The sequence below is a fragment of the Rhizobium changzhiense genome (assembly GCF_013087625.1).
Classification (GTDB): Bacteria; Pseudomonadota; Alphaproteobacteria; order Rhizobiales; family Rhizobiaceae; genus Rhizobium; species Rhizobium sophorae.
Map to the genome: position 1 here is coordinate 1,030,159 of NZ_JABFCQ010000003.1, position 24,653 is coordinate 1,054,811.

Sequence of the window (24,653 nt, forward strand, 5' to 3'; positions counted from 1 at the left end):
ATATCAACTCCGGCGAAGCTCAATGCGGCTCGTAACAACCGATCGACCTGTCGCGGGGTCGGTATCGATGGTTGTGAGACGCATGCCCGATGCCCCGGTTTTTTCGATCGTCATCTGCGCACGTCGATCGCCATTCACTTCTTTCGCCCATTTGATCGCCAGCCTTATGGCATTACCAGCGCGTTTTCCGCCAAGACCGGCGGTACCGCTGCCCGCGCCCACATAGGAGCCGGTGTAGCTGTCACCGCTGGCCTTGAGGTTAGCGCTGATGACACGGGAAAAAACGACGAGACTGGTGCAGCGCCCATTGAGTGCAAGGGAGCTTGCATTCGCGTCCGACTTGAACCGGCAAGTGACTTTCATGGTGGGTGCATTTGTCCGCACTTTCACCGTACCCTTACCGCTCCAATTTCCCGCCAGTGTTTTGAGGAAGGCGGATTCGTCGGCGTGGGCAGCGCCGGCCATGAGCATTGACGCCGTCGCAGTGGCGATGGCGCAGGCAAGGATCTTCATCATCTGAGTAACTTTCGGGCCGCTTAACATCCGCATCATAACGCTCGGCTGATCGAGGAGAGGGGTGTCATATAACCGCTCGGCGATCATTTCGTTCCGTATGGGAGGCATCGATTGGGCTCGCAGCAACCACTATCTCGCGAAAAGACCTTCGCCGGGGCCTTCGCGGGCTCGTCCGCACGGCAGCCTGAAATCAAAAACACCCCCAGTCGCCTCGGCCTCAAACCGAGACAACCTCCTGAAAGCTCACATCTAGAGCGCCCAGTCCTCCCCATTTTTGACTTCGGCAGCTTTATCCTCGCGGCAAATCGTTTCCAGCGCCAATGAGGCACGACTGGAGTGCCTTTGCTTATGCCGCAGGATTGCAAATTGACGGGACGGTAGAGGAAAGCGCACCTTCACCAGCAGACCTTGCGTCAAGAGCGGCGCGGCCACGGCACCTGAGACGACCGTTGCGCAGAGGCCTTCTCTTGCTGCCGATATGACCGCCTCGTTCGACGGCAGCTCAAGCGCGACAGCCAGATCTCCGGGGGCTATGCCGAGATTGGAAATCGCCGCCTCGAAAGCCGACCGGGTTCCGGACCCTTTTTCTCGCATGACCCATTTCGTGCCTGAAACCAGGTCCGTCGGTGCAATTGGTTTGCCACGCGCCCAGGGATGGCGCGGACCGACGACGACAAGGAGTTCGTCCTCGGCAAGCGGCTGAACATCCAGCGCCGGCTCATCAACGCTGCCTTCGACGAAACCGACTTCGGCCAATCCATCGAGAACCGCTTTTGCCGCCGTGGTCGTGTTGCCGATCATCAGCTTCAGGTCGATGCCCGGATAGCGGATCTTGAAACGCATCAGCATCGCCGGCAGCCAATAGCTTGCGATCGTCTGGCTTGCAAAAACCACCAGTTCACCCTTTTGCAGGCCGCCGAGATCGGACAAGACGAGCGCTGCGGCTTTTGCGCGCGCGAGTGTGGCTCTTGCCTCCCCCAGAAACACCCGCCCCTCATATGTCAGCTCTATGCGGCGTCCGACACGGTGAAAGAGCTCGACGCCATAGGAGGCCTCGAGATTGCGGATGGCTGAACTGACGGCCGATGGCGTGAGGCCGATCGCCGAGGCGGCGTTGGTCAGGTGCTCGCGTTCCGCAACCGCGACGAAAATGGAGAGCTGTTCGAAGGTCATGATGCAATCATTCGATTTTATCGAATGAACTATATTAAACTATTCAATGGAAGTCGACAATTGAGTGTGGGACAGTACAGTCCTTCCGCAAGGTCTTGCCGATGCTCGTTTCCGTCTCACGTTCCCCGTCGCTTCCTGCCGTCCTGCCGGGGCTCATCCTTTGTGCGGCAGTCACGCTCCTTGCGCAGCTGGTTGAGCAGTTGCAACTGATGATTTTCGGCGCGCACTGGATCGAGAGCTTCGTGCTGGCCATTCTGATCGGTATTGCCGTGCGCTCCTCGGTCCGTCTGCCGCAGACTTTTACTCCTGGCATTCACTTCGCCGCCAAGACGCTTCTCGAGATTGCCGTCGTGTTGCTGGGCGCCTCGCTCAGCACGGCCGCCATCCGGCAGGCCGGATTGCCGCTTGTCGGCGGAATAGCCGTTCTGGTTGCTCTGTCCTTGGCCGGCAGCTTTGCTATCGGGCGGCTCTTCGGGCTGTCGACCAGCCTGGCGACCTTGGTTGCTTGCGGCAACTCGATCTGCGGCAATTCTGCGATTGCCGCGGCAGCGCCGGTGATCGGCGCCAAGCCGGACGATATCGCCGCCTCGATAGCCTTTACCGCGCTGCTCGGCGTTGGTGCGGTACTGACGCTACCGCTTCTGCATCTGCTGCTGGGTCTCAGCGCTGTACAGTACGGCGTTTTCGCAGGACTGACAGCCTATGCCGTCCCACAGGTCTTGGCGGCCACGGCCTCCGCCGGAGCCGTCAGCACCCAGGTGGGCACGCTCGTCAAGCTGATCCGCGTGATGATGCTCGGGCCTGTCATTCTTGTGCTCGGTGCGGTTCATGGTCGCCGTCCCGGCGGCTTCGCAGTCAATCTCCGCCATGTTCTGCCATGGTTCGTCCTCGGTTTTGCAGCCATGGCGACGCTTCGCTCCTTTGACGCGATCCCGGCGCCGCTGCTGACCGGGATGTCGGCTGTCTCCGCCGCTTTCACCGTCACCGCCATGGCCGCGTTAGGCCTCTCCGTCGATGTCAGGTCCATCGCCCATACCGGCGGCCGGGTCCTTGCAGCGGCGGCGCTGTCGCTGCTGGCTCTGGCGGCTCTTGGGCTATGTCTGATTGGGCTGCTTCACATCGGCTGATCGAGGTGATTGCCCAAAATACCGGCAAAGATTCCGGTTGCCTTCCAAACGATCGGCGGCTAGCCTGTATATACAGGTCGGGTGAAAGCAAAGATCGTCATGCGGGTCATCTCTTCACAGCAAGCTGCGGATCTCCTCGAAGACGGGATGACTGTGGCTGCTTCGGGTTTTGGAGGATGCTGCCATCCCGAAGCCATCACGGCTGCGGTCGAGGAGCGTTTCCTTGCCTCCGGAAAACCCCGCAATCTGACGCTCCTGTTTGCTGCCAGCACCGGCGATCGTCAGACGCGCGGCATGGGGCATTTTGGCTATGAAGGCCTCGTCGCCTGCGTGATCGCCGGGGGATGGCGGGGAACGCCGCGCCTTGGTAGGCTGGCGATCGAGGAAAAGATCGAAGCGCATTGCTGGCCGCAAGGCGTCATCGCCCAGCTCTATCGAGCGATTGCCGCCGGTCAGCCCGGGGTGGTCACTCATATCGGGCTCGGCTCTTTCATGGATCCGCTGCATGGCGGCGGCCGCATGAATGCGACGACGCCGCGTGCGCTTGTCGAGCGTGTGTCGTTGCGCGGCAAGGAATGGCTGCTTTATCCCTCCATGCCGCTCGACTGCGTGCTTTTGCGCGGAACGACGGCCGACGAAGACGGCAACATCACCCTCGAGGACGAGGCCTTCCCGCTCGACGTGCTCGCCATGGCGCAGGCAGGCCGAAATTCCGGCGGTATCGTCATCGTTCAGGTCAAGCGGATTGCCGAACGCGGCTCGCTGCAGCCCAACGATGTTCGCATCCCGGCGGCGCTAGTCGATTATGTCGTCGTCTGCGATGATCCGGCTCAGCACGGCGTCAGTTTCGCCGAGACGGACAATATCGCCTATACCGGGCGCGTCCGGATGGCGGTGAGCCGCCTGCAGCCGGCACCGCTGTCGGCCGATAAGATTATTCAGCGCCGTGCCTTCCTGGAGCTGGCGCCGCTCAATCGTCCGACGATCAACCTCGGCATCGGCATTGCGGCCGGGATCGGCCGTATCGCTAGCGAAGAGGGATTCGACGATTATACGGTGACGATCGAATCCGGCGTCATCGGCGGCGTGCCGGCCGAGGAGCTGTCCTTTGGCGCCGCCGTCAATCCGACCGCCATCGTCCCACAGGCTTCGCAGTTCGATTTTTACGACGGCGGCGGCCTCGATATCGCCTTTCTCGGCATGGCCGAGGTGGATCGGCATGGGGCGGTCAATGTCAGCCGCTTCAACAATTCCATCGTCGGGGTCGGCGGCTTCACCAATATTTCGCAGACGGCGGGGCGTGTCGTCTATCTCGGTACATTTTCGGCCGGCGGCGCGGAAATTGTGGTTGCCGACGGCAGGCTTGACATCATCCGGGACGGCAGAGTTTGCAAGATCGTCGATCATGTCGACCAGATCAGTTCGAGCCCCGCCTTTGCGCCGGAGGGGCAATCACAGCTCGTCGTTACCGAGCGGGCTGTCTTTCGGGTGATCGACGGATGCTTGACGCTGATTGAGTTTGCCCCCGGCATCGATCTTGCCGCCCATGTTCTCGACCGCCTGCCGAAGGGCGTCGCAGTGTCGGACCAGTTGAAGCAGATGGATGCGCGCCTGTTTTCGACCCACGCCATGAAGGACTTTGCCCCATGAAAATCGAGGGAGCCGTCATCATCGTCACGGGCTCGGCAACGGGCGTCGGGGCCGCATGCGTGAAGCAGTTCGCCGAGGGTGGTGCCCGGGTGGTCGTCAATTACAGCCGCAGCAAGAAAGAGGCCGATGAGACCGGCGATATCTGCCGCAGCCTGGGCGCGGAGGTGGAGATCGTCCAGGCCGATGTTGCCGATGACGCAGCTTGCCGCCGAATGGTCGCGACTGCCGTCAATCGATGGGGGCGGCTCGACGCCTTGGTGAACAATGCTGCAATGACGGTCAAATCCGATCCTTTCGATCTGGAGACGCTATCGGCCGAAGATTTCCAGAGTGTTTTCGGTGTCAACGTCATCGGCGCCTATCAGATGTGCCGGGCGGCGGTGCCTGCCATGCGTGACAGCGGCGGCGGTGCGATCGTCAATGTCTCATCCAATGTTGCCTTTACCGGCGGCGGCAGCTCGCTTGCCTATACGGCATCCAAGGGCGCGCTGAATGCGCTGACCTTGGCCCTGGCGCGCACCTGCGGCCCCGATATCCGCGTGAACGCGGTTTGCCCCGGCATCATCGATACGCGCTGGATGCGCGACACGCTCGGGCCGGATGCCTATGGAGCCATTGCCAAGCGATTTTCGGAAACCGCGCCGCTCGGCCGGGTCGCCACCCCGGAAGACGTTGCCGGCGCCATTGTCTGGCTTGTTCAGGGGGCTGACTTCGTCACCGGTGAATTGCTTTCCGTCGATGGCGGCATTCGCCTGTCCGGTGGCGTTCGCAAACCCGTGGCATCCGGCGGAGCCGCATCGTGACGCTGTCGGCCCAATCCATCCTCGATTTCCCGGTGCCGCAAGCAACACATGTGGTCACCGCAAGAGATGCGATCCTCTACGCCCTGTCGGTTGGCTACGGCACCAATGGGCTCGACGAAAGGGCATTGAACTACGTCTATGAACGCGATCTCGTGACCGCGCCGACCCTTGCCAATATCGTGGCGCATCCAGGCCCATGGATGCAGCAGACGGGCGTCGATTGGGCGCGTCTCGTGCATTCCGAACATCGCCTGACGATCCACCGGCCGGTCCCTCTCGATGTGCCGCTGATCTCCCGCTCGCGCGTCTTGTCGGTGGTCGATCGCGGCATTGAAAAAGGGATGTTCGTCAGCTTCGAGCGCCTGATCGTAACCAAGGACGGTGATGAGCCGATCGCGACGATCGTTCAGACGAACGCCTGCCGCGGCGACGGTGGATGCGGTTCGGCGGGATCTGCGCCTGACCCTCTGTCCAAAGTTCCGGACAGAGAACCAGATCTCGAATTCCATCTCGGCATCCCTGGTAACGCCGCTCTGCTTTATCGCCTGAACGGCGATCTCAATCCGCTGCATATTGACCCGCAGGCAGCCGGTAGGAGCGGGTTTGACCGGCCGATCCTGCATGGGCTGTGCAGCTTCGGTTATGCGGGCTACGCCATCGTCGCCGCCATCGATCCAGGCATGACTGTCGGCTTGAGAGCGATTGCGGCGCGTTTCAGCGCTCCGGTCTTTCCCGGCGAAACGATCACCCTGCAGATGTGGCGCAACGACGCCGAAATTCGCTTCAGGGGGATCGTTGCGTCACGGGGCACTATCATCCTCGACAACGGCGTGGCGAGGTTGTCATGATGAAAGCGGTCAAACCGGTCGCCGGCGAGGCGCACCATTATATCAGGATCAAGGAGCAGATCCTGGCCGAGATCGCCGAGGGCAAGCTTCAGCCGGGAGACCGGGTATCCTCCGAAAGCGAACTGGTGGCGGCATTCGGCGTCAGCCGCATGACGGCGAACCGGGCGCTGCGGGAATTGATGTTCGAAGGTGTCCTCAAGCGATCTGCCGGGATCGGAACCTTCGTGTCGCCAAAGCATCTCGATGTCGATCTGCTTCAAATCCGCAACATAGCCGACGAAATACTGGAGCGCGGTCACACGCATCAGGCGGCGGTCGTCAAGGCCGGCTTGATGCAGGCCGATGCCAACGTCGCCGACGCGCTCGAACTGACCCTCGGCGCTGAGGTGATGCATTCGCTGATCGTGCACATGGAAAACGACCAGCCCATTCAGGTCGAGGAGCGCTACGTCAATCCGCTGGTCGCGCCCGACTATCTATCGACCGATTTTCACAGCATGACGCCAAACGAATATCTGACGAAGGTGGCGCCGATAACGGCGTTCGAACATATCGTCCAGGCCGTCAAACCGGACACGGCGATCCGCAAATATCTTGGCCTGAAGAATGATCACCCTTGCCTGCGCGTCTTTCGAAGGACTTGGTCGGGCGAGGCCGTCGTGACCTGTGCGCTGTTATACTATCCCGGTGCGCAATATCGGCTGGAAGCACGGTCCACCAGGGGGCCTTCTAAACCCGTCGCCATTCTCGGAGAGAAACAGTGAGCGCCACCCATTCTCCATCGATCATCTTCAGCGCGGCGCCACCGACGATCGAGGACATCGCGGCAATTGCCCGTCGTCACGCCAGGATCGAAATCTCAGCCGAGGTCGAAGCCCGGATTGCGGCGGCGCGCGCCGTCGTCGATCGTTATACGGAAAAGGATCTGCCGGTTTATGGCCTGACGACAGGATTGGGAGCGGGGGTCGATACCCGACTTGCAACGGAAGATCTGGTGGCGTTTCAGATGCGCGTGCCGCAAGCCCGCGCGGTCGGCGTCGGCAAGCCGCTTACCCAGGAATCCGTGCGGGCGATGATGGCCGTCAGGGCCGCCGGCATGGCGGCGGGCGGCTCCGGCATTTCGTTGAATGTGTTCCGTGGTCTGATCGCCGCCATCAATGCAGGTGTCCATCCCGTCGTCCCGTCATTGGGCTCGATCGGTGCGGCGGATTTGGCTCCGCTTGCCCATATGAGCCGGGCGCTGCTTGGCTTCGGCGAGATCGAGCTTGGCGGCGACGTGCTGCCGGCCGCCGCCGCCCTTGAAAGGGCCGGCCTGAAGCCTCTCGAATTGGCGCCGAAGGATGGGCATGCGCTTGTCGTGGCCAACAGCCTCTCCATCGGCCTCGCCTGCCTGGCGCTTGAGGATATCGAGCGGCTCTTCGATTGGTCCCTGAAGGCGATTGCCGTTAATTTCGAAGCGTTCCGGGCCAATGTCAGCGTCTTCGACGATCGTGCTCTGGCTGCGAGACCGGCCTTCGGGCAGCGCCGCGTTGCCGCTCAGCTGATGGAGCTGCTTTCGGGAAGCAGCTTGCTTGCCGCCGATGCAGCAAGACGTCTCCAGGATCCTTTGAGCTATCGCTGCACGCCGCAGGTCTGGGGCGCGTTGAGACATGCGATCGATGAGGCAAGGCAGGCGACGGAGATAGATCTCGTCAGCTCCAGCGACAATCCGGTCGTGATCGCCTCCGAGGGCGTCATTCTTGCACACGGCAATTTTGACATGACAGCTTTTGTGCTCGCCTGGGAAAGACTGGGGCAGGCCATGGCGCATTGCGCGGCAGGCACCGCCTATCGGATCATGAAGATCATGTCGCCGGGCATGTCCGACCTCCCTCGCTTCCTGACCCCGATGGGCCAGAGCCGTACCGGTTTTGCGACGGTACAGAAGACCGTTTCGGCCATGGAAGCCGAAATCCGTCATCTCGCCATGCCGGTTTCGCTCTCGCCCTTTCCCGTCGCCGATGGTGTCGAAGACCAGGCGTCGATGGCCCCGAGCGTTTTGGCAAAGACGCAGGCGATCGTCGAGCGCCTGCGCTATCTGGTCGCCATCGAACTGATCGCGTCGGTACAGGCCGTCGAGCTCAGAGGCGTCTCGGGCGAATTGGGCAAGGGATCGGCGGAAGCCTATGCTTTCGTCCGCAGCCACGTTCCGGCGCTTGAAGAGGATCGCGCGCAGGGGCCGGATTTTGCGATGATTGCCGCATTGATCGGGCTCGGCCCGCAATAAGCCTGGTTCGCCACTGCTCCGGCAAGAAGGGCAGGGCGCTGACCGGTCATGCCGACGGTTATTCCGGGGAATGCCGGCGGTTCGTTCATTGAAAAGTCAACAAGAGGGAATGGTTATGAAAAAATGGACAAAAGGCATCTTTGCAGCGGGCATCATGGCAGCCGCCATGTTCCAGTCTGCATCCGCAGAGACCATCAAGGTCGGCAGCAAGAATTTCACCGAGCAGTTCATCCTCGCCGAAATGTATGCCGCCGTTCTGGAAAATGCGGGCTTGACCGTCGAGCGCAAGATCAACCTCGGCGGCACGCTGATTGCGCACCAGGCATTGGTGGCGGGCGAGATCGATCTTTATCCGGAATATACCGGCACGGCGCTGGCGTCCGTCGTCAAGGGTGAGATGTCGACCGACGCCGACAAGGTCTACACCCAGGTGAAGGACTTCTACTCCAAGCAGTTCAACCTCACCTGGCTGAAGCCGAGTGGCATCAACAATGGCTATGTCATCGTGGTCCGCCAGGAAACGGCGCAGGCCAACAATCTGAAAAGCCTGTCGGATCTCGCCAAGGTTTCCAAGACCCTGGTCTTCGGCGGCGGCGCCGAGTTTCCGGACCGCGCCGATGGCCTGCCCGGCCTGAAGCGCGTCTACGATGCCGAGTTCAGGGAGTTCAAGCAGTTCGCCAAGCTTGGTCTTCGTTATGACGCGCTGGAACAAAAGGACATCGACGTTGCCAATGGTGCAGCGACCGACTGGCAGATCGGCTCGAAGAACCTCGTGCCGCTGGCAGACGACAAGGGTCTGTTTCCGCCCTATTACGTGGCCCCCGTTGTCCGCCAGGACGTGCTGAAGGCCAACCCGAAGGTTGCCGAACTGCTGGAAGCGGTCGGCTCCCATCTCGACAATGAGAAGATGCGGGTCCTCAATGCCAAGGTCGAGACCGATCACGAGGAAGCCAAGGACGTGGCGGTGGATTTCCTGAAGGAAAACGGCCTGCTGCCGAAATAATTGTGCCTCCGCGGCCGGGTATCAATCCGGCCGCGGTCTGGCGTGGTGATCCTTTCACGGTATTTGTTCGAAAATCCGTCCGGTCAGCAGCCGGACAGGAATGTGGAGAAGCGGGAAATGCAGGAAATCTGGATCGATTATCTCAATGCCCTCGATGCCAAGGCGCTGGCGCTGACGAATGACGAGATTCTCGATGCGGTGTCGAAAGCGCTGGATGCGCAGGGCAGGGGCGAAACCGTCATCGAGCCGCGTGTTCATCTTGTGCCGGAGAGCTCCGATAAAGGCCATTTCAACGTGCTTCGCGGCTATGTCAAAGCGCTGAATTATGCCGGCGTCAAAGTCGTCGGCGATTTCGTCGACAATTACAAGGTCGATCTGCCCTCGGAGCTTGCGGTCCTCAACCTGTTCGACCCGAACACCGGCGTGCCGAAGGCCATCATCGACGCGACTGCCATCACCGACATGCGCACCGGCGCCGTGACTGCTCTTGGCGCAAAATATCTCGCCCGCAAGGACAGCAAGGTGCTCGGCCATATCGGTGCCCGCGGAACCTCTTACTGGAATGTCCGGCTTCTCGACCATCTCTTCGACTTCGAGGAAATCCGCGTGCATTCGCGCCGGCCGGAAAGTCGTGATGCCTTCGCCAAGCGTCTTGAGGCGGATCTCGGTAAGAAGATCGTCGTCACCGACAATTGGGAGGATTGCCTCAAGGGCGCCGACATCATGGTCGAGGCCAGCCGCCTGCCGGAACCGGCGCCGCTGTTCAAGACGGAATGGGTGAAGAAGGGTGCCTTCGTCGTGCCCTATGGCACGATGAGCGCGCTCGAATTCGATCTCACCGACATCATGGACAAGGTCGTCGTCGATGATTGGGGACAATGCGGCCCTGGCAAGCCTTTCGGAGCGCTTCGCCGTCACGTCGACGAGGGCAAGGTGACGGCCGAGAACTTGCATGCCGAAATCGGCCAGATCGTCTGCGGCAGGAAATCCGGCCGCGAGAGCGACGAGGAAACGATCCTGTTCTGGCATCGCGGCCTCAGCACGACCGACGTGGCGCTCGGCGCCGCCATGGTCGACAAGGCAAGAGAGATGAACATCGGCCAGCGGCTACGGTTCGCATAATTGCCATGGTGATGTCCAAGCCGATCGCCTGTTCGAGAATGTATAATCTCAGTCCGCGCATTCGCGGCCTGTGGGATGCGCTGTTTGCGCAGGTCAGCCTGCGGTCCGGCATTGAACTCGAGATCATCGCTCATGCAGCACCGGCACCGCTGTCGGAATTGTGGGCGAGGCCGGACATGGGCGCGGTCTTCATGTGCGGCTATCCGTTTTCACGCATGCCCGAGGCTGCGCGACCGGCGGTGCTTGCCGCACCCGTCTCGAGCGAGGCATGGTCTTTGGACCAGCCGCTCTATGCCAGCCACATTCTCGTCGCCTCCACCGGACCGGTGAATGCTGTGGCGGATCTCGCAGCGGTACGCTGGGGCTGGACCGTGCGCGATTCCCAGTCGGGCTACCACGCGGCGCGTTCCTTTCTTGCCGACCGGTTTGCCGGGAAAATGAAGCAGAGCATGACGGTCGGACCGCTGCTCAACCCGTCAGGTATCGTCGCCGCCCTCAAGGACGGCAGGATCGATGCGGGCGCGATCGACGCTTACGCCTTCCAATTATTGTCGATGCACGAACCCGACGCGATCGATGGTCTTCGTATTCTGGCGACGACCGATCCGCTTCCTGCGCCGCTACTGGTTGCAGCGCAGACATTGCCGTTGGACATCGCCGCAGCGTTGCAGCAAAGCCTCGTGACGTTGCATGAAACGCCTGAGGGAGCGGCGGTTTTGGTGCGGCTCGGCCTCAGGCGGTTTTCGACGGTCGTTCCCCCGGCCTACGATATTATGCCGCTGAAGGCCGACGACGCCGATCGCAGATTGGGGATCTCATGGTAGACAGGCGAATGAGCGCCCCGATGCGGAGGTCTCGACGATGAAATGGGTCCCTAAACATCTCGACCGGCTCTTCGAAGCGCTGTTGGAGCACCTGTATCTCGTTTTTTCCTCGGTCGGCATTGCCCTGGTGATCTCGCTGATCGTCGGGATATGGGCGGCAAGGCGGCCGCGGAGTTTTGCCGCCATCGTCATTTTCACCGGTATCCTGTTCGCGGTGCCGAGCCTGGCGCTGTTTGCGCTTCTCATTCCCATCATGGGCATCGGTGCGGCACCCGCCATAACCGGTCTTGCCGCCTACTCGCTGATGATCCTGATCCGCAATATCGGCATGGGATTTCAGGCTATTCCGCGTGACATACTCGAAGCCGCCGACGGCATGGGATACGGCACGGCACGGCGGATCTGGGAAGTCGAGCTGCCGCTGGCGATGCCCTATATCGTCGGCGGCATCCGCATCGCCATGGTGACGGTCATCGGCATTGCGACCGTTGCCGCCTATATCAATGCCGGCGGGCTTGGCGTCATCATTTTCGAAGGCATCGACCAGCGCTTTCCTGAAAAGATCATCGCAGGCGGACTGCTGACGTCATTTCTGGCGCTCTTTGCCGACTACTGTTTTGCATCGTTCGAAAAGCTGCTGCGCCGGCGCAGTGGGGGTAAAGCAGCATGATCGTAATCGATGCATTCAGCTGGATCTTCAACAACTCCGGGACCTTTTTCAACGCCTTCAATCGCCATCTTCTGATGTGCGTCCTGTCGCTCGGCATCGCCTTCGTCATTGCCGTGCCGCTCGGATTTGCCGTCGCACGGGCACCCCGCGCCGCCTTTGCAGTGGTCAATATTGCCGGCGCCTTGCGCTCCATCCCGAGCCTTGCGATCCTGTCGGCGACGATGCCTTTTCTCGGCATCGGATTGCTGCCGTCGGTGATCGCCCTCATCGTCCTGGCCGTGCCGCCGCTGCTGTTGAGCACGATCATCGGCATCCGCGAGATCGACGCCTCAGTGATCGATGCGGCCGACGGAATGGGCATGAGCGCCGGGCAGATGCTGTGGGAGATCGAACTTCCTCTGGCCGTTCCGTCGATTCTGTCGGGCGTCAGGACGAGCGCCATCCAGGTCATCGGCGGGGCGGCGCTGGCCTCCTTCATCGGCGGCGGCGGGCTTGGCGATTTCATCAATGCCGGCATTGCGATCATGAACATGCCGCGCCTTCTCGTCGGAGCGGTGCCGATAGCCTTGCTCGCAATCTTTGCGGAATTGGCCTTCGGCGCCCTGGAGCGCGTCTTCACTCAACGGCGCTAAGCGGCCGAAAGCGGATATCAGGATGATTCACCTCGATCATGTGACAAAGAATTACGACAGAAGCGGCCAGCATGCGGTCGACAATCTCGATCTCCTGATCGAGACCGGTACGACGGTTGCCCTGATCGGTCCTTCGGGCTGCGGCAAGACCACGACCATGCGCATGATCAATCAATTGGAGACACCGACGACGGGACGCGTGCTGGTCGATGGCAAGGATATCGCCCGGGTCGATCAGAAGGAGCTGCGCCGCAGTATCGGCTATGTCATCCAGCAGGTCGGTCTGTTTCCGCATATGTCAATCGCACGCAACGTCGCAACCGTCCCGCGGCTTCTCGGCTGGGAAAAGCCGCGCAGCGATCGCCGCGTCGACGAACTCCTGGATCTCGTCGGTCTTGATCCGGCCATCATGCGGCAGCGCCTGCCGCACGAATTGTCGGGCGGGCAGCGCCAGCGCGTCGGTTTCGCCCGCGCACTCGCAGCCGACCCCGCAATCATGCTGATGGACGAACCATTCGGCGCGATCGATCCGATCACCCGCGTCCGGCTTCAGGACGAATTCCGCGATGTTCTCAGGAAGGTGAAGAAGACCGTCGTCATCGTCACGCATGACCTCGACGAGGCGATCAAGATGGGTGATCGCATCGCGATCATGCGGGACGGCCGCCTCCTTCAATATGATAGCCCGCAGGAAATCCTCGCGCGTCCCGTCAATGAATTCGTCGAGAGTTTCCTCGGCCCCGACCGAGCCATAAAAAGGCTGAGCTTGATTGCCGTATCGACGATCATGACCGCGCCGGAACCGTCCAATGGCGATGCCCAGATTGCTGCTGACGCCACGGTTCACGACGCCTTGGCACTCATCCTCTCCGGTGAGATGCCAGGCCTGCATGTCAGAGCCGCCGATGGCACGCTTGCGGGATATTTGTCTCGTGACACCTTATTGCGTGCCAATCGGCTGTAGAGCTCACCTGCTACGCAGATGCGAGCGCGGCGCCGAGGGTTCGAGCGGTCGATATCGCGGCGCAACTTATTGACTCGCTCGCCGCGGCGCACACGCATACGAGGGGATCAACTACTAATGGTCCCCACGCGCGCTGAAAGGGATTGCCGATCGCCCTCCTCAGGTTGTAGATCGGTTTTACACAATGGGATTGTGCAAGCGGCCGGAATAACGTCAACTCCGCTGGTTCATTGCCGGCCGCTGTCTGAAGCTTTCCCAACGCACTGCGCTGTCACATGAGGGGTCCGACGCCATTGACTTCGCTTGTTATTCCTAGTCGCCCGCTCTCGTTGGCGCGCAACGTCATCTCCACCCCGAGCGCTTACTTCTGGTCAACGCCGATCATCCTGGCACTGTCTGTCTTTCTATTTGTCTCGGAAGCACCAGGCTTGATCCGCGATTTCCAGATCAGCCAGAATCCTTTGACGCTCGAAAATGGCGACGTGCAAAACGGGCGATGCACGACACGTAGGGCAGTCTTTACCGATTGCGAGGCACGCCTTGTCTACAGCTATGGCGGACGAGACTACGACACCGAGGTCGAGGTCATGTTCGTCGATTTCCATACTGGCGACTACGAAACCGGTCTTGTGATATCTGCCGATCATCCGGAACTTGCGACGATGAGCCTGGGCCTGGACATGCTCTGGAACCGGATCATCACGCTCACCGTGTTTGCGCTACTGTTTGGCGGCATGGGCTTGGGAATGATTTTCCTCGCGATGCGCATTTGGTGGGTCAAGGGCCAATTGCTTCGGCCTGCTATGCTGACCCCCGTTCCGGTCGAGGTCACCGCATTCGACCGCAGACGCGGCGTCTTTTCCATCACCTACAATGACAAGATTGCCAACGACAAAACGGGGCGATCGGCTTACACGCGCATGAAGAATGGAGAGGAGCCTCTGATCGTCGGGGAAGCCAATGGCAAAGCGATCGGACTGGCGGTTAGGCACGGCAATACTGCCCTGCCAGTGCTTCTGGACGATCGACTGCAGCGCGTGAAGCTTACCGATGATGAGCGCAACGCAGCTTTGCACCTTTCGCGTATCAGCAAGAAGGCGATCGGGGTGTGCCGGTTTTGATTGAAGACCCCAAGCAGGCGGGGGTATCGATCTGGAGGCGATTGCAGGTGTTCTTCGGTACGTTGCTTCTGATCCTCGTCGGTGTGGTCGGCTTCTGGCTTTGGTACGTCACGACCTCCACGACAGCATTCCAATCTCCTGGCATGGACATCAACAACCTCATGCCGGCGCCGTTAAACGAGTGGGGATGCGAGCAGCTCAAGAAGCGGTTTGGTCAGGATCGCGCGCCGCTTGGTTGCGTCGCAGAGGATTACACGAGCTGGAAATGAGGTTGCCCCTTTTTCGCCGAGTTCCGGTCTGCCAAGGACCGGTATCTTCGAACTTAGCCGTTTTCGTTGGCTGCACACTTGCCGGCAAAAAAAACTTGCGGATGGCAGGTAACACCCCGTTGCGGAACCAGGAGTGCTTCGGCAAATGTCACCTTACTTAGCGTGAGGTGAGTTTATGTCATTTCGGATCGAGCTTCTGGTTGCAAAACACGTCAGCGGCGCGGCCGATGTATTGGTAAACGCCTATGCCCTGCCTCCGTGGAACGAGAACTGGTCCCTTGAAGCGGCAGCTGAAAATGTGACCTATGTGCTCCAAACCCCTAGATCGGTTGCACTTGTGGCAGTTGATGAAGGCAAGGTGCTCGGGATTGCACTGGGCATAAGACAGCGGCGCCATACCGGCCCGGTCATTTACCTGGACGAGCTTTCAGTGCAGCCCGACGCACAGGGCAAGGGAATAGGGACCGCTCTGCTTTCTGCAATGTTTGAAACAGCCAAGGCTGAAGGATGTAGCAGCGTTTGGTTGATCTCACAGCGAGGAGGCGCGCTCTCGGAGTTCTATCAGCGTAGCGGATTTGCGATGAGAAGCGACCTTGGTATCTACTCAAGGTCGAGCGGATAACGCTCGATTGGGAATCTCCGATCCGCCGGCGAAAATCCTGGGCATGCATGGTGGAAGTGCGGGTGGCCGAGCATCGTTCAAAGGTTGCGCAACATCATCGGCGATCGCCGCTTTGGCTTGATGTGGATGGTGGAGCCTGCGGCGACTTCATGCCGCCACCGCGTATCGATCGAGAATTACGCCCTTCCGTACATCCGGCTCGCGCGCAGCAGGCGTTGCGAGTAGGGGTGTTCGACCGCACCTCTTCGGAGGGCGCCGACATCGACCTGTTCGACGATCTCGCCCGCTTCCATGATGGCGACGCGGCTGCACATGTGTGAGACGACAGCGAGGTCGTGGCTGACGAGCAGATAGGTCAGACCGCGATTGACGCGCAAATCCTGGAGGAGATTGAGGATTTCGGCCTGGACCGACACGTCGAGCGCCGATGTCGGTTCGTCGAGAAGCAGAACATCCGGATCCAGCATCAGCGCGCGGGCGATCGCCACGCGCTGGCGCTGCCCGCCGGAGAGCTGGTGCGGAAATCTGTAGCTCAGCGCCGGATCGAGACCGACCGATCTCAGGACGGCGTTCACGTCGATGGAATTCGTATCCAGGCCCTGGTTGCGCAGCGGTTCCTTCAGCTGCGAGCGGATGGTCTTGCGGGGATGGAGGGATCCGTAGGGGTCCTGGAACACCATCTGCACCCGGCGGAAGAATGGCCGACTGCGCCGTTGATTCAACGGCTCGCCTTGAAGCTCGATCCGGCCGTCATAATTGGCGTTGAGGCCGGAAAGCGCCCTCAGGACAGTGGACTTCCCACAGCCGGACTCGCCGACCAGGCCGAAAGCAGTTCCCTTTTCGATGGCGAAGCTTACGTCTCGAACGACAGGTCGCTGCCCGGGTCCGAAACGGACCGTAAGATTGTCGATTTTAATCACCGCGGCGGCTCCAATGCGAATTCTTCAAGCCAAGCGGGATCTCGTTTCAGGATCGGCAGCCGGGCAGGGGGATCTTCGATCGTCGGCAAGGATGCCAGCAACCCTTGGGTGTAAGGATGTCTGGCCTTGTCGAGATCGCGCGCCTCGAGCACTTCCACGACCCGCCCCGCATACATGATGAGCACGCGATCGCAGAAATTCCGGATGAGATTAAGGTCGTGGCTGATGAAGATCAGCCCGAGATTACGACGCAAGACGAGCTCGTCGAGCAGAGCCAGGATCTCGAGCCTCACCGTCACATCGAGCGCTGACGTCGGCTCGTCTGCGATCAGCACTTCGGGTTCGGCAATCAACATCATGGCGATCATCGCCCGCTGGCCCATGCCGCCCGAGATTTCGTGCGGATAAAGGCGGGCCACGCGCTCGGGATCACGGATCTGGACGGCTTCGAGCATATCGAGCGCTTGGCTGTAGGTCTTGCTCTTGCTCGCCCTCGGATGATGAAAGCGGTAGGTCTCGGCGATCTGTTCGCCGATCCGCATGACCGGATTGAGCGAATATTTCGGATCCTGCAGGATCAGGCCGATCCGCCGGCCCCTGATCGTCATCATCGCTTTTTCGTTCGCCTTGAGCAGATCGACGTCGCGAAAGCGCATTCTTTCGGCATTGACGATGGCCGTGGGTGGCAGCAGCTTCATGATGGCGCGGCCGACGGTCGACTTTCCCGATCCGGATTCGCCGACGATCCCGAGCTTTTCCTGTCCAAGCGAAAAGCTCACGCCGCGCACGGCCCGCACCTGTCCGCCGCCAAATGCGATTTCGAGATTTTGAATATCGATCAAGGGCTCTGTCATTCTGAACCTCGGGGATCGAGAACATCGCGAAGCGCGTCGCCGACGAGGTTGAAGGCGAGGCTGACGAGCGCAATGGCAATGCCGGGTGCTGCGATGACCCAGGGGCTATCGAGCATGAATTCACGTCCGCTGGCGGCCATTGAACCCCATTCCGGCCATGGCGGCTGCGCGCCGAGGCCGAGGAAGCCGAGGCCGGCGGCAGTGATGATGATGCCGGCCATGTTGAGGGTGACACGGACGATCACCGAGGGAATGCACATCGGCAGGATGTGACGAATGATGATCGCGATTGATGTCGCGCCCTGCAGGCGCACGGCGGCGATATAGTCCGCCTTGCGAAGGCTGAGCGTCTCGGCGCGCGCCAGGCGCGCGATCGGCGGCCAGGCCGTCAGTGAAATCGCGATGATCGCATTGGTGATGCCTGGACCAAGCGCTGCGGCAAAACCCAGCGCCAGCACGAGGCCGGGGAAGGAGAGAAAAATATCGGTGACGCGCATCAGGATTTCATCGACGATGCCGCCGAAATAACCCGAGACGGTGCCGATCAGCAGGCCGAGCGGGGCGACGATCACCGTGACGAGCATGATGATGTAGAGCGTCGTGCGGGCGCCATAGATCACCCGTGAAAAGACGTCGCGGCCGAAATTGTCGGTGCCGAGCCAATGGCTCGCCGATGGCGCGGCAAGCCGCCCGGCCATGTCCTGAACGATCGGATCGTAGCTCGTCAGCAGGGGTGCGGCCAGCGCCACGACGATCAGCAGCAGGATGATGGCCAATCCGGCGAGGCCAAGCGGGTGCAGGCTGAATTTCCGCCAGCCCTGATGAATTTGCTGCGCCGATGACTGGAACCAGCCTCGAGGTTCCGGTGCGAGCAGCCAGTTGCGAAGGCCGCCGGTGTTGACGCTGTCTGCGTGCTCAGAGGAGATCGTCATGGCGTCACCGTGTCCTCGGATCAAGAATGCGATAAAGGAAGTCCGACAGGATGTTGATCGTCAGGAAGACGGCGCCGATCGTCAGCACCGAACCCATGACCACGTTCATGTCGTTCATCTGCAGCCCCCGGGTCAGGTACTGGCCGAGCCCCGGCCACCCGAAGACGGTCTCGATCAGCACCGCGCCTTCGAGCAGACCGCCGAAGGTCAGCGCCATGATCGTCAGGAGCTGCACGCGGATGTTCTTGAATGCGTGGCGCCAGACCACCTTGCGGGTGCCGAGCCCCTTGGCCCGCGCCGTGATGATGTATTCCTGGCTGAGTTGCTCCAGCATGAAGCTCCGCGACATGCGGCTGATATAGGCGACGGAATAATAGCCGAGGATTGCCGCCGGAAGGATGATGTGGCCAAGGGCGTTGTAAAACACGTCCCATTGGCCTTGAATCGCCGCGTCGATCAGGAGAAAGCCCGTCATCGGCGTGACGAGGCCTTCATAGAAGACATCGATCCGGCCCGAGGCGCCGACGAGCTTCAGCTTCGCGTAAAAGACGAAGAGCGCCATCAGCCCGGTCCAGAAGATCGGGATGGAGTGGCCGGCAAGGGCGACGATCCGCGCGATGTGGTCGATAATGGTTCCGCGCCTGACCGCAGCGGTGATCCCTAAGGGAATGCCGACGATCGCTCCGATGATCATGGCGATGATCGCAAGTTCGATCGTCGCGGGAAAGATCGCCATCAGATCGGTGAGGATCGGCTGGCCCGTCGTCGCCGACATGCCGAGATCGCCTGTGGCGATCTTGCCGACATAGGAGAGGAACTGCATCCAGATCGGCTGCCCAAGACCCAGCTCGTTATAGACGCGATCGTAAACCTCCTTGCTGACTTCCGCCCCGGTAATGGCGAGCACCGGGTCAGCGGGCAGCAGGCGGCCCATCGAGAAGGTCAGGAAGAGCAGGCCGAGCAGCGTCGTCACAACGGCCACAATACGTCCCGCCAGGCGCCGCAGCAGGCTCAGTGCCGGGTGCGGGGCCGCCTCGGCGAACCCGCCCGCCGGGGAGTGCCGGCTGCTCTCCCGCTTCGATGTCATATCGGCGCTTGCCACGGCGTTCTACTCCTTGGTCACGTCATGCCAGCGCGTCGACCATGTCGTATGCCCGTGATAGCCCTTCACGTTGGCGCGCATGACATAGGGGTCGGTTCGCTGGAAGAAGATGACCAGCGGCGAAGCCATGCCGGCATAGATGCCGTCCATCTTCTTGAAGATGTCGGTACGCTTTTCCGTGTCGCGCTCCTTCATCGATTGGTCGATGAGCGTGTTGAGCTCGTCCACCTTCATGCCCGTGCGCCAGAGGTAATAGCTGCCGAGGCGTGCCTCGTCGCTATTGTCGGGGTTGAAGGCATATTGCGTGGCGACCGCGAAGGGATCGGGCAGACGGGCGCCGGAATTGCCGAGCAGCACTTCGAATTTGCGCTCGCGGAAAGCGGGCGTGAATTCGCCGGGCACGAGATCGAGATCGATGCCGGCGGCGCGGGCACTCGCCTGCAGCGCTTCGGCGAAGGGCAGGGTCGGGGCTCCCGACGGATTGAGCACCTTCTTCAGGCCATTGGGATATCCGGCCTCCGCCAGCAGTTGCTTGGCCTTGGCGGGATCATAATCGTAGCGCACCTCCCCTTCGCCGGGAGCGCCGATCATGCCGCGCGGGATCATCGACTGCCAGGGAAAGCCCGTATGGCGCATGATGTTGCCGGAGATCGCTTTCCAGTCGAAGGCATGCTGGAAGGCCTCGCGAACCTTCGGCTTCTGCAAATCCGGGTCTTTCTGATTGAGGGCGATATAGTAGAAGCCGAGCCCCGGGACATTCTCGATGACCATGTCCTTCCTGGTGGCGAGCGCATCGAGGTCGCCGCTTGCTACATACTGGCCGACATCGACGTCGCCAGCTTCGAGCTGTAGCCGGAGATTGCCGGATTCAGGGATGTGACGAGCGACGACGCGGGCCATGGCCGGCTTGCCGCCCCAATATTTCGGCTGCGCATTGAAGATCGCGACATCGTTCGGCCGCCACTGCGCCAGACTGAATGGGCCACTGCCGGCGGAATTGGCGGAAAGCCAAGCGCCGCCGAAATCGCCGTTCGCCTCGTGCGACAGAACCGTCTTCTTGTCGACGATGCCGATCGACGAGCCCGCCAGCGAATAGAGCACCAGATCGGTATTGACCGACTGCGGCAGCTCGATCTCGAGCGTGTGTTCGTCTTTTGCGCGAACGAGCTTTTCGACGTTTTCAGGCGTGAAGCCCCAGAGTGCCACGTCGGTGGAGCCGACCTGGCCCATCTTGATGACGCGCTGGATCGACCAGGCCGCATCCTCGGCGGTCACCTTGTTGCCGCTCTGGAAGACCGCGTCGTCGCGTAATGTCAGCGTGATGATCTTGCCATCCGCCGAGACGCTCCATTGCGTTGCGAGCATCGGCTTCAGCGTTTTCAGATCGTCCGGCGACAGTTGCACGAGGTTGTCGTAGAGATTCGAGATCAGCTCGGAAACCGTGCGGGCATTGTTCTGGGCCGGATCGAGCGTCCTTATGCCGGTGAGATTGGTGCCGATCACCAGCATGTTGGGCGGCGACGCCGCAAAGCTGGGCTGCGCCGTCGTCAGGGCGCCGGCAATTGCGATCGTTGTCAGTACTTGTCTCAGCATCTCAAGACCTCCCAATCCTGTTGTTTGCGGAAATGGAGCAATTCCAGGAAAAGTGCGAAGCGGTTTTCCGTCTGGAATTGCGTAAAAACAAAGGGTTAGAGCGGCTCTGCGCTTCCATGAAAAGCTTTAGCCGCTCTCGTGTCGAAATCAGCCGGCCGCCTTTACGGCCGGCTGGTCTGAATGAGTTTGAATGTCGCCTTCGGCCTCCCAGCCTTGAAGCAGCCGATGAAGCTCCTCGCGGTCATACTGGTCGAGCTGCGGCAATCCCGGCACACGCACGGGGCCGACATCGAGACCGGAATAGGTGACGGCTTCCTTGACGACGGTCACGTTCGCGCCATTGCGGAATTTGGTTCGCATCCGCTCGAATGGCTCAAGCTTGTTGACGATCGCCCTGGCGGCGGCAAAATCGCCTTTTTCAAGCGCAGCGTGGACCGCAAGCGAGAGCTTCGGCGCGACATTGACGAGGCCGGACGTGAAGCCGCGGGCGCCCGCAGCCGTAAATGTCGGCGCCCAGCTCTCCGCCAGGCCGCAGACGAACAGCGCGCCGCCGGGGCTCGCCGCCGGGATAGCTCTCGACAACAACATCAGATCGGTCGTGGCGAATTTGATGCCGGCAATATTGCCGTGACTTGCGAGGCGGACGATATCGGCGACGGCGAAACCATCCGCCCTGACATAGGCGATGAGCGGCAGGGCGGAAGCATCCGCAAGATTGCAGAAATAGTCGATCTGGGCCGCAGGTGCTGCGAAAGGATCGACGGGTTGATGCGACATGACGGCGGATGCACCGATCGCGGCCGCATCTTTCGCCATGCCGATCGCCTCGCGCAGCGACCGGCCGATTGCCGCCGTCACCGGCGCCTTGCCGGCAACGCCTGAAACCGCCGCCTCATGGACGATCCTGATTTCCTGCGGCGTCAGAGCATAGAATTCCCCGGTATTGCCGGCAGCGACGATGTTGTGAATGCCCGCTGCCGCCACCCGCTCATAGACCTTCGCCGTGATCCGGGGTTCAACTTCACCCTTGCCATCATAGGCGGTCACCGGAACACCCGATACGCCTGTAAGCGCCTTGCGCATGGTTGCGATGCTCATCTTTCTCCCCCGTTATCTTTCCATCTATTCGCTGTCATCGCGATGGGATGATCCCCGAAGCGGAAGGGCGGCAGGCCCTCTGCATCCACGTCGAAGGCGATGACTGTCCCCGCCTCGAAACGCCCGCTGCGATCCGTCGACAGGCTCGTGACGAAGAGGGTGCGCAGATCCGGTCCTCCGAAACACGGCATGGTCGGTGCGGGGACCGGCAGAATGTAGATTTCGACGATTTCGCCTTCGGGCGATATTCGGTTGAGGCGACCGGCGGAAACGCCGGCACTCCAGTAGAACCCGTCACGATCGGTTGTCGCTCCGTCCGGCCGACCCTCGTCTTCCGTGAAGCTGCGGAGCCGGCGCCCATCGCCGAGGTCGCCCGTATCAGGATCGAAGTCGAATGCCTGCAGGAAGCATTGCCGGCTGTCGGAATGATACATCCGCCGGCCGTCCGGCGACCAGGCAAGGCCATTGGAACTCGTCAGTCCGGTTGCAACGGTTCGCGTGCGACCATCGGCGCCCACGCGATAAAGTGCGGCCTCATCGGTCTGCGGCTTGGCTTCGCTGAACGAGCCAATCCAGAAGTGCCCGTCGGGGCCGACCTTTCCGTCATTGAGGCGGCAGTTGATGTGGCGCCCGACTGGATCCGACACAAGCTCGAAATCTCCGGAGACAGGATCGAAGAGATGGACGCCTGTCTGGAGCGCCACGACGATCCTGTGATCGCGGCAAAGCCCGAGGGCGCCGATTGCAGCCGGCATGTCGAAGCGGTCGATCTTTCCAGAAGCCGAGAGCCGGACGAGCGCCGGCGCCAGAATATCGACGAACCACAAAGTGCCGGTCTCCTCGTCCCATACCGGCGATTCACCAACCGTCAGCGGCTGCTGGATCACGGAACGGACGTCCGGGCGGATGATCCGCGGGGCCGTCATTCAACCGTCTCCAGGCTCTTGGCCAGGCCCTCGGCGTCGCGCATGCGGATGGTGCCGTCGTGATTGATCTCACAGAACCCACCGCCCTGGAACGTCAGCGCGACCGGCCCTTCGGATCCTTCTTCGATCAGGGCGTGGTCGCGCGGCCGGTCCTGTGGCTGGTAGCCCAATCGTGCCGCCAGATCGTTCTCCCACCACATCTCCTCGGTGTCGGAAACGCCGTAGACCACTGTTGCTGCGATCGACGGGTGCGAAAGGCCGATCCTGACCAATTGCGCCAGGTCTCGCGCGCTGATCCAGATCGCAATGGATCGCTCGCTGTTGGGATAGGTGCCCGCATTGCCGATGCGGATGGAAAGAGAGCGAATGCCCGATGTGTCGTAATAAAGCCCCGCCACAAGTTCGCCCCAGCATTTGGAAAGTCCATATGGGCTGTCGGGGCGCATCGGGTCGAGCGGCGACACGAGCTGGCCGCGCGGATAAAAGCCCGTGGCATGATTGCTCGATGCATAGACGACCCGTCGGACCTTGTTGATCCGCGCCGCTTCATAGAGATTGTATGTTCCAAGCACGTTCGCGTGCAGAATGGCGTTCATGTCGGTGCCGCTTGCAATGCCGGCGAGATGAACCACACCGTCGACATCCTTCAGCGCAGCCGTCGCCTCGTCGAGCTTTGTAAGGTCGGCCCTTACGAAAATCTCGTTTTCGCCAAGCCCGTCAGGTTCCTGGAGATCGATCAGGCTGAGGTGCTCGACATGCGACCGAAGAAGCGGGCGCAGCAGCGTCCCCACACGACCGGCAGCACCCGTCATAGCGACCCGTTTCATCGTCTCTCCTCCCATATCGCTCAAACGCCCTGGAACATGCGGGCACGAGCATTCAGTATGTGTCTTTTCATCGCATCGTGAGCTTCAGTTTCCTGCCGCGCGAAGATCGCCTCGACGATCACCGCATGCTCATCCTGGACGCTGCGGATCTGTTCCGGCGTCCGCTTCAAGCTCAAGCTTCGTGTAACGGAATGCCCGATGGCGAAATGCGGCTTGAACCACTCGCGCAGGGTGATGTGGAACTGGTTACCGGTCGCCATGGCAATTGCATCATGCAGAGCCTGGTCCTCCTCGGCGCCAAGCTGCCCGTTGCGCAAACATTGCTCGATCGAAAGAAGCGCTGCCGTTATCCGTTCCTTGTCGACCGGTTGCCAGTTTCGCGCCGCAAGCTCCGCCGCCTCGGCTTCGAGACCGGCGCGGAATTCGAAGAACCGCTGGACATCGGCCAAGGAGCCGACCGGCACCATTTTCAGCATCGACGAATCCGGCCTTTGCCTGACATAGGAACCGGAACCCTTGCGCGAAACGACCAGGCCATCGGCTCTCAAGCGTTCGAGCGCTTCGCGCACGACGGGTCTTGATGCGCCGAAATCAGCGGCGAGTTTCGTCTCCGGCGGCAGCCGTTCGTTCACCGGAAAGTTGCCGTCGGCGATCATCCCCACGATCTTCTCGTAGATGATGTCGCTGAAGCGCGTTGCGCCCCTATTCGAAACGGCATCGACGGCGAATGTCATCATGGTCCTTTTCTCTCAACGCCGCGTCAGCGGCCGCACCCTGGCTGTCGCCGGCCA

The 24,653-nt window shown here is 61.0% G+C and carries 24 protein-coding genes and 1 pseudogene; 14 read left to right on the plus strand and 11 right to left on the minus strand.

All coding sequences use genetic code 11. The annotated features are described in order from the left end of the window. Positions 1-3: 3 nt before the first annotated feature. Positions 4-624, minus strand: a complete 621-nt coding sequence (locus tag G9X68_RS19815; RefSeq protein ID WP_171603834.1) for a hypothetical protein — start codon at positions 622-624, stop codon at positions 4-6. Between the two features lie 141 nt (positions 625-765). Continuing rightward, on the minus strand, positions 766-1,689 hold the full coding sequence (locus tag G9X68_RS19820) for a LysR family transcriptional regulator (RefSeq protein ID WP_171603835.1): 924 nt from the start codon (positions 1,687-1,689) through the stop codon (positions 766-768). 101 nt (positions 1,690-1,790) lie between these two features. Here G9X68_RS19820 and G9X68_RS19825 point away from each other — a divergent pair, with 101 nt between their 5' ends. From G9X68_RS19825 to G9X68_RS19890, 14 genes and pseudogenes are all read left to right on the plus strand, one after another. Then, positions 1,791-2,816, plus strand: a complete 1,026-nt coding sequence (locus G9X68_RS19825) for a YeiH family protein (protein WP_171603836.1) — start codon at positions 1,791-1,793, stop codon at positions 2,814-2,816. Between the two features lie 99 nt (positions 2,817-2,915). Further along, positions 2,916-4,466: an acyl CoA:acetate/3-ketoacid CoA transferase gene (locus G9X68_RS19830; protein WP_171603837.1), complete on the plus strand. Its 1,551-nt coding sequence runs from the start codon at positions 2,916-2,918 to the stop codon at positions 4,464-4,466. After that, complete coding sequence (locus G9X68_RS19835) at positions 4,463-5,269, plus strand: SDR family NAD(P)-dependent oxidoreductase (RefSeq protein ID WP_171603838.1); 807 nt, start codon at positions 4,463-4,465, stop codon at positions 5,267-5,269. Before G9X68_RS19830 ends, G9X68_RS19835 begins: the two co-directional genes overlap by 4 nt. Beyond that, positions 5,266-6,117 carry a MaoC/PaaZ C-terminal domain-containing protein gene (locus G9X68_RS19840; protein WP_171603839.1) on the plus strand — a complete coding sequence of 284 codons (852 nt, stop codon included), beginning with the start codon at positions 5,266-5,268 and terminating at the stop codon, positions 6,115-6,117. The genes G9X68_RS19835 and G9X68_RS19840 overlap by 4 nt, the downstream gene beginning before the upstream one ends. Further along, positions 6,114-6,881: a histidine utilization transcriptional repressor HutC gene (gene hutC / locus G9X68_RS19845; RefSeq protein WP_171603840.1), complete on the plus strand. Its 768-nt coding sequence runs from the start codon at positions 6,114-6,116 to the stop codon at positions 6,879-6,881. Before G9X68_RS19840 ends, hutC begins: the two co-directional genes overlap by 4 nt. Further along, the gene (locus G9X68_RS19850; RefSeq protein ID WP_171603841.1) at positions 6,878-8,383 is read left to right on the plus strand and encodes an aromatic amino acid lyase; all 1,506 of its coding nucleotides are present in this window, start codon (positions 6,878-6,880) and stop codon (positions 8,381-8,383) included. Before hutC ends, G9X68_RS19850 begins: the two co-directional genes overlap by 4 nt. A gap of 70 nt (positions 8,384-8,453) precedes the next feature. Continuing rightward, positions 8,454-9,386 carry a glycine betaine ABC transporter substrate-binding protein gene (locus G9X68_RS19855; RefSeq protein WP_171603842.1) on the plus strand — a complete coding sequence of 311 codons (933 nt, stop codon included), beginning with the start codon at positions 8,454-8,456 and terminating at the stop codon, positions 9,384-9,386. Between the two features lie 117 nt (positions 9,387-9,503). Next, positions 9,504-10,508, plus strand: a complete 1,005-nt coding sequence (locus G9X68_RS19860; RefSeq protein ID WP_171603843.1) for an ornithine cyclodeaminase family protein — start codon at positions 9,504-9,506, stop codon at positions 10,506-10,508. Positions 10,509-10,513: 5 nt separating this feature from the next. Next, positions 10,514-11,332 (plus strand): phosphate/phosphite/phosphonate ABC transporter substrate-binding protein, encoded by an 819-nt coding sequence (locus tag G9X68_RS19865; RefSeq protein ID WP_171603844.1) that lies wholly within the window; start codon positions 10,514-10,516, stop codon positions 11,330-11,332. Between the two features lie 37 nt (positions 11,333-11,369). Beyond that, positions 11,370-12,002 carry an ABC transporter permease gene (locus G9X68_RS19870; protein ID WP_112907086.1) on the plus strand — a complete coding sequence of 211 codons (633 nt, stop codon included), beginning with the start codon at positions 11,370-11,372 and terminating at the stop codon, positions 12,000-12,002. Next, complete coding sequence (locus G9X68_RS19875) at positions 11,999-12,634, plus strand: ABC transporter permease (RefSeq protein ID WP_171603845.1); 636 nt, start codon at positions 11,999-12,001, stop codon at positions 12,632-12,634. The genes G9X68_RS19870 and G9X68_RS19875 overlap by 4 nt, the downstream gene beginning before the upstream one ends. Before the next feature lie 22 nt (positions 12,635-12,656). After that, positions 12,657-13,598, plus strand: a complete 942-nt coding sequence (locus tag G9X68_RS19880; RefSeq protein WP_171603846.1) for an ABC transporter ATP-binding protein — start codon at positions 12,657-12,659, stop codon at positions 13,596-13,598. 275 nt (positions 13,599-13,873) lie between these two features. Continuing rightward, positions 13,874-14,988, plus strand: a pseudogene (locus G9X68_RS19885) (hypothetical protein). A 175-nt stretch (positions 14,989-15,163) separates the two neighbouring features. After that, positions 15,164-15,610, plus strand: a complete 447-nt coding sequence (locus G9X68_RS19890; protein ID WP_128402364.1) for a GNAT family N-acetyltransferase — start codon at positions 15,164-15,166, stop codon at positions 15,608-15,610. 176 nt (positions 15,611-15,786) lie between these two features. Here G9X68_RS19890 and G9X68_RS19895 read toward each other — a convergent pair whose 3' ends face one another. The 9 genes from G9X68_RS19895 to G9X68_RS19935 form a co-directional block, all read right to left on the minus strand. Beyond that, entirely contained in the window at positions 15,787-16,530 is a 744-nt protein-coding gene (locus tag G9X68_RS19895; RefSeq protein WP_171603847.1) for an ABC transporter ATP-binding protein, read from the minus strand. Then, entirely contained in the window at positions 16,527-17,384 is an 858-nt protein-coding gene (locus G9X68_RS19900) for an ABC transporter ATP-binding protein (protein ID WP_171603848.1), read from the minus strand. Before G9X68_RS19900 ends, G9X68_RS19895 begins: the two co-directional genes overlap by 4 nt. Further along, a complete protein-coding gene (locus G9X68_RS19905) occupies positions 17,381-18,316 on the minus strand; it encodes an ABC transporter permease (protein WP_171603849.1) in 936 nt (311 codons plus the stop codon). The genes G9X68_RS19900 and G9X68_RS19905 overlap by 4 nt, the downstream gene beginning before the upstream one ends. A 4-nt stretch (positions 18,317-18,320) precedes the next feature. After that, positions 18,321-19,418, minus strand: coding sequence for an ABC transporter permease (locus tag G9X68_RS19910; protein WP_171603850.1), 1,098 nt, complete (start codon positions 19,416-19,418; stop codon positions 18,321-18,323). A 6-nt stretch (positions 19,419-19,424) separates the two neighbouring features. After that, entirely contained in the window at positions 19,425-21,011 is a 1,587-nt protein-coding gene (locus G9X68_RS19915) for an ABC transporter substrate-binding protein (RefSeq protein WP_171603851.1), read from the minus strand. A gap of 147 nt (positions 21,012-21,158) precedes the next feature. Then, positions 21,159-22,109: a dihydrodipicolinate synthase family protein gene (locus G9X68_RS19920; RefSeq protein WP_171603852.1), complete on the minus strand. Its 951-nt coding sequence runs from the start codon at positions 22,107-22,109 to the stop codon at positions 21,159-21,161. Beyond that, positions 22,106-23,035 (minus strand): SMP-30/gluconolactonase/LRE family protein, encoded by a 930-nt coding sequence (locus G9X68_RS19925; RefSeq protein ID WP_171603853.1) that lies wholly within the window; start codon positions 23,033-23,035, stop codon positions 22,106-22,108. Before G9X68_RS19925 ends, G9X68_RS19920 begins: the two co-directional genes overlap by 4 nt. Further along, the gene (locus tag G9X68_RS19930; protein WP_171603854.1) at positions 23,032-23,862 is read right to left on the minus strand and encodes an NAD-dependent epimerase/dehydratase family protein; all 831 of its coding nucleotides are present in this window, start codon (positions 23,860-23,862) and stop codon (positions 23,032-23,034) included. Before G9X68_RS19930 ends, G9X68_RS19925 begins: the two co-directional genes overlap by 4 nt. A gap of 20 nt (positions 23,863-23,882) precedes the next feature. Then, complete coding sequence (locus G9X68_RS19935) at positions 23,883-24,596, minus strand: FadR/GntR family transcriptional regulator (RefSeq protein WP_171603939.1); 714 nt, start codon at positions 24,594-24,596, stop codon at positions 23,883-23,885. Between the last annotated feature and the right edge of the window lie 57 nt (positions 24,597-24,653).

Bases quoted from the DNA above. Each gene is read 5' to 3' on its own strand.
- G9X68_RS19815 (WP_171603834.1), bottom strand. From the start codon at position 624: ATGCCTCCCATACGGAACGAAATGATCGCCGAGCGGTTATATGACACC.
- G9X68_RS19820 (WP_171603835.1), bottom strand. From the start codon at position 1,689: ATGACCTTCGAACAGCTCTCCATTTTCGTCGCGGTTGCGGAACGCGAG.
- G9X68_RS19825 (WP_171603836.1), top strand. From the start codon at position 1,791: ATGCTCGTTTCCGTCTCACGTTCCCCGTCGCTTCCTGCCGTCCTGCCG.
- G9X68_RS19830 (WP_171603837.1), top strand. From the start codon at position 2,916: ATGCGGGTCATCTCTTCACAGCAAGCTGCGGATCTCCTCGAAGACGGG.
- G9X68_RS19835 (WP_171603838.1), top strand. From the start codon at position 4,463: ATGAAAATCGAGGGAGCCGTCATCATCGTCACGGGCTCGGCAACGGGC.
- hutC (WP_171603840.1), top strand. From the start codon at position 6,114: ATGATGAAAGCGGTCAAACCGGTCGCCGGCGAGGCGCACCATTATATC.
- G9X68_RS19855 (WP_171603842.1), top strand. From the start codon at position 8,454: ATGCCGGCGGTTCGTTCATTGAAAAGTCAACAAGAGGGAATGGTTATG.
- G9X68_RS19860 (WP_171603843.1), top strand. From the start codon at position 9,504: ATGCAGGAAATCTGGATCGATTATCTCAATGCCCTCGATGCCAAGGCG.
- G9X68_RS19865 (WP_171603844.1), top strand. From the start codon at position 10,514: ATGGTGATGTCCAAGCCGATCGCCTGTTCGAGAATGTATAATCTCAGT.
- G9X68_RS19870 (WP_112907086.1), top strand. From the start codon at position 11,370: ATGAAATGGGTCCCTAAACATCTCGACCGGCTCTTCGAAGCGCTGTTG.
- G9X68_RS19875 (WP_171603845.1), top strand. From the start codon at position 11,999: ATGATCGTAATCGATGCATTCAGCTGGATCTTCAACAACTCCGGGACC.
- G9X68_RS19880 (WP_171603846.1), top strand. From the start codon at position 12,657: ATGATTCACCTCGATCATGTGACAAAGAATTACGACAGAAGCGGCCAG.
- G9X68_RS19890 (WP_128402364.1), top strand. From the start codon at position 15,164: ATGTCATTTCGGATCGAGCTTCTGGTTGCAAAACACGTCAGCGGCGCG.
- G9X68_RS19900 (WP_171603848.1), bottom strand. From the start codon at position 17,384: ATGACAGAGCCCTTGATCGATATTCAAAATCTCGAAATCGCATTTGGC.
- G9X68_RS19905 (WP_171603849.1), bottom strand. From the start codon at position 18,316: ATGACGATCTCCTCTGAGCACGCAGACAGCGTCAACACCGGCGGCCTT.
- G9X68_RS19915 (WP_171603851.1), bottom strand. From the start codon at position 21,011: ATGCTGAGACAAGTACTGACAACGATCGCAATTGCCGGCGCCCTGACG.
- G9X68_RS19920 (WP_171603852.1), bottom strand. From the start codon at position 22,109: ATGAGCATCGCAACCATGCGCAAGGCGCTTACAGGCGTATCGGGTGTT.
- G9X68_RS19925 (WP_171603853.1), bottom strand. From the start codon at position 23,035: ATGACGGCCCCGCGGATCATCCGCCCGGACGTCCGTTCCGTGATCCAG.
- G9X68_RS19930 (WP_171603854.1), bottom strand. From the start codon at position 23,862: ATGAAACGGGTCGCTATGACGGGTGCTGCCGGTCGTGTGGGGACGCTG.
- G9X68_RS19935 (WP_171603939.1), bottom strand. From the start codon at position 24,596: ATGACATTCGCCGTCGATGCCGTTTCGAATAGGGGCGCAACGCGCTTC.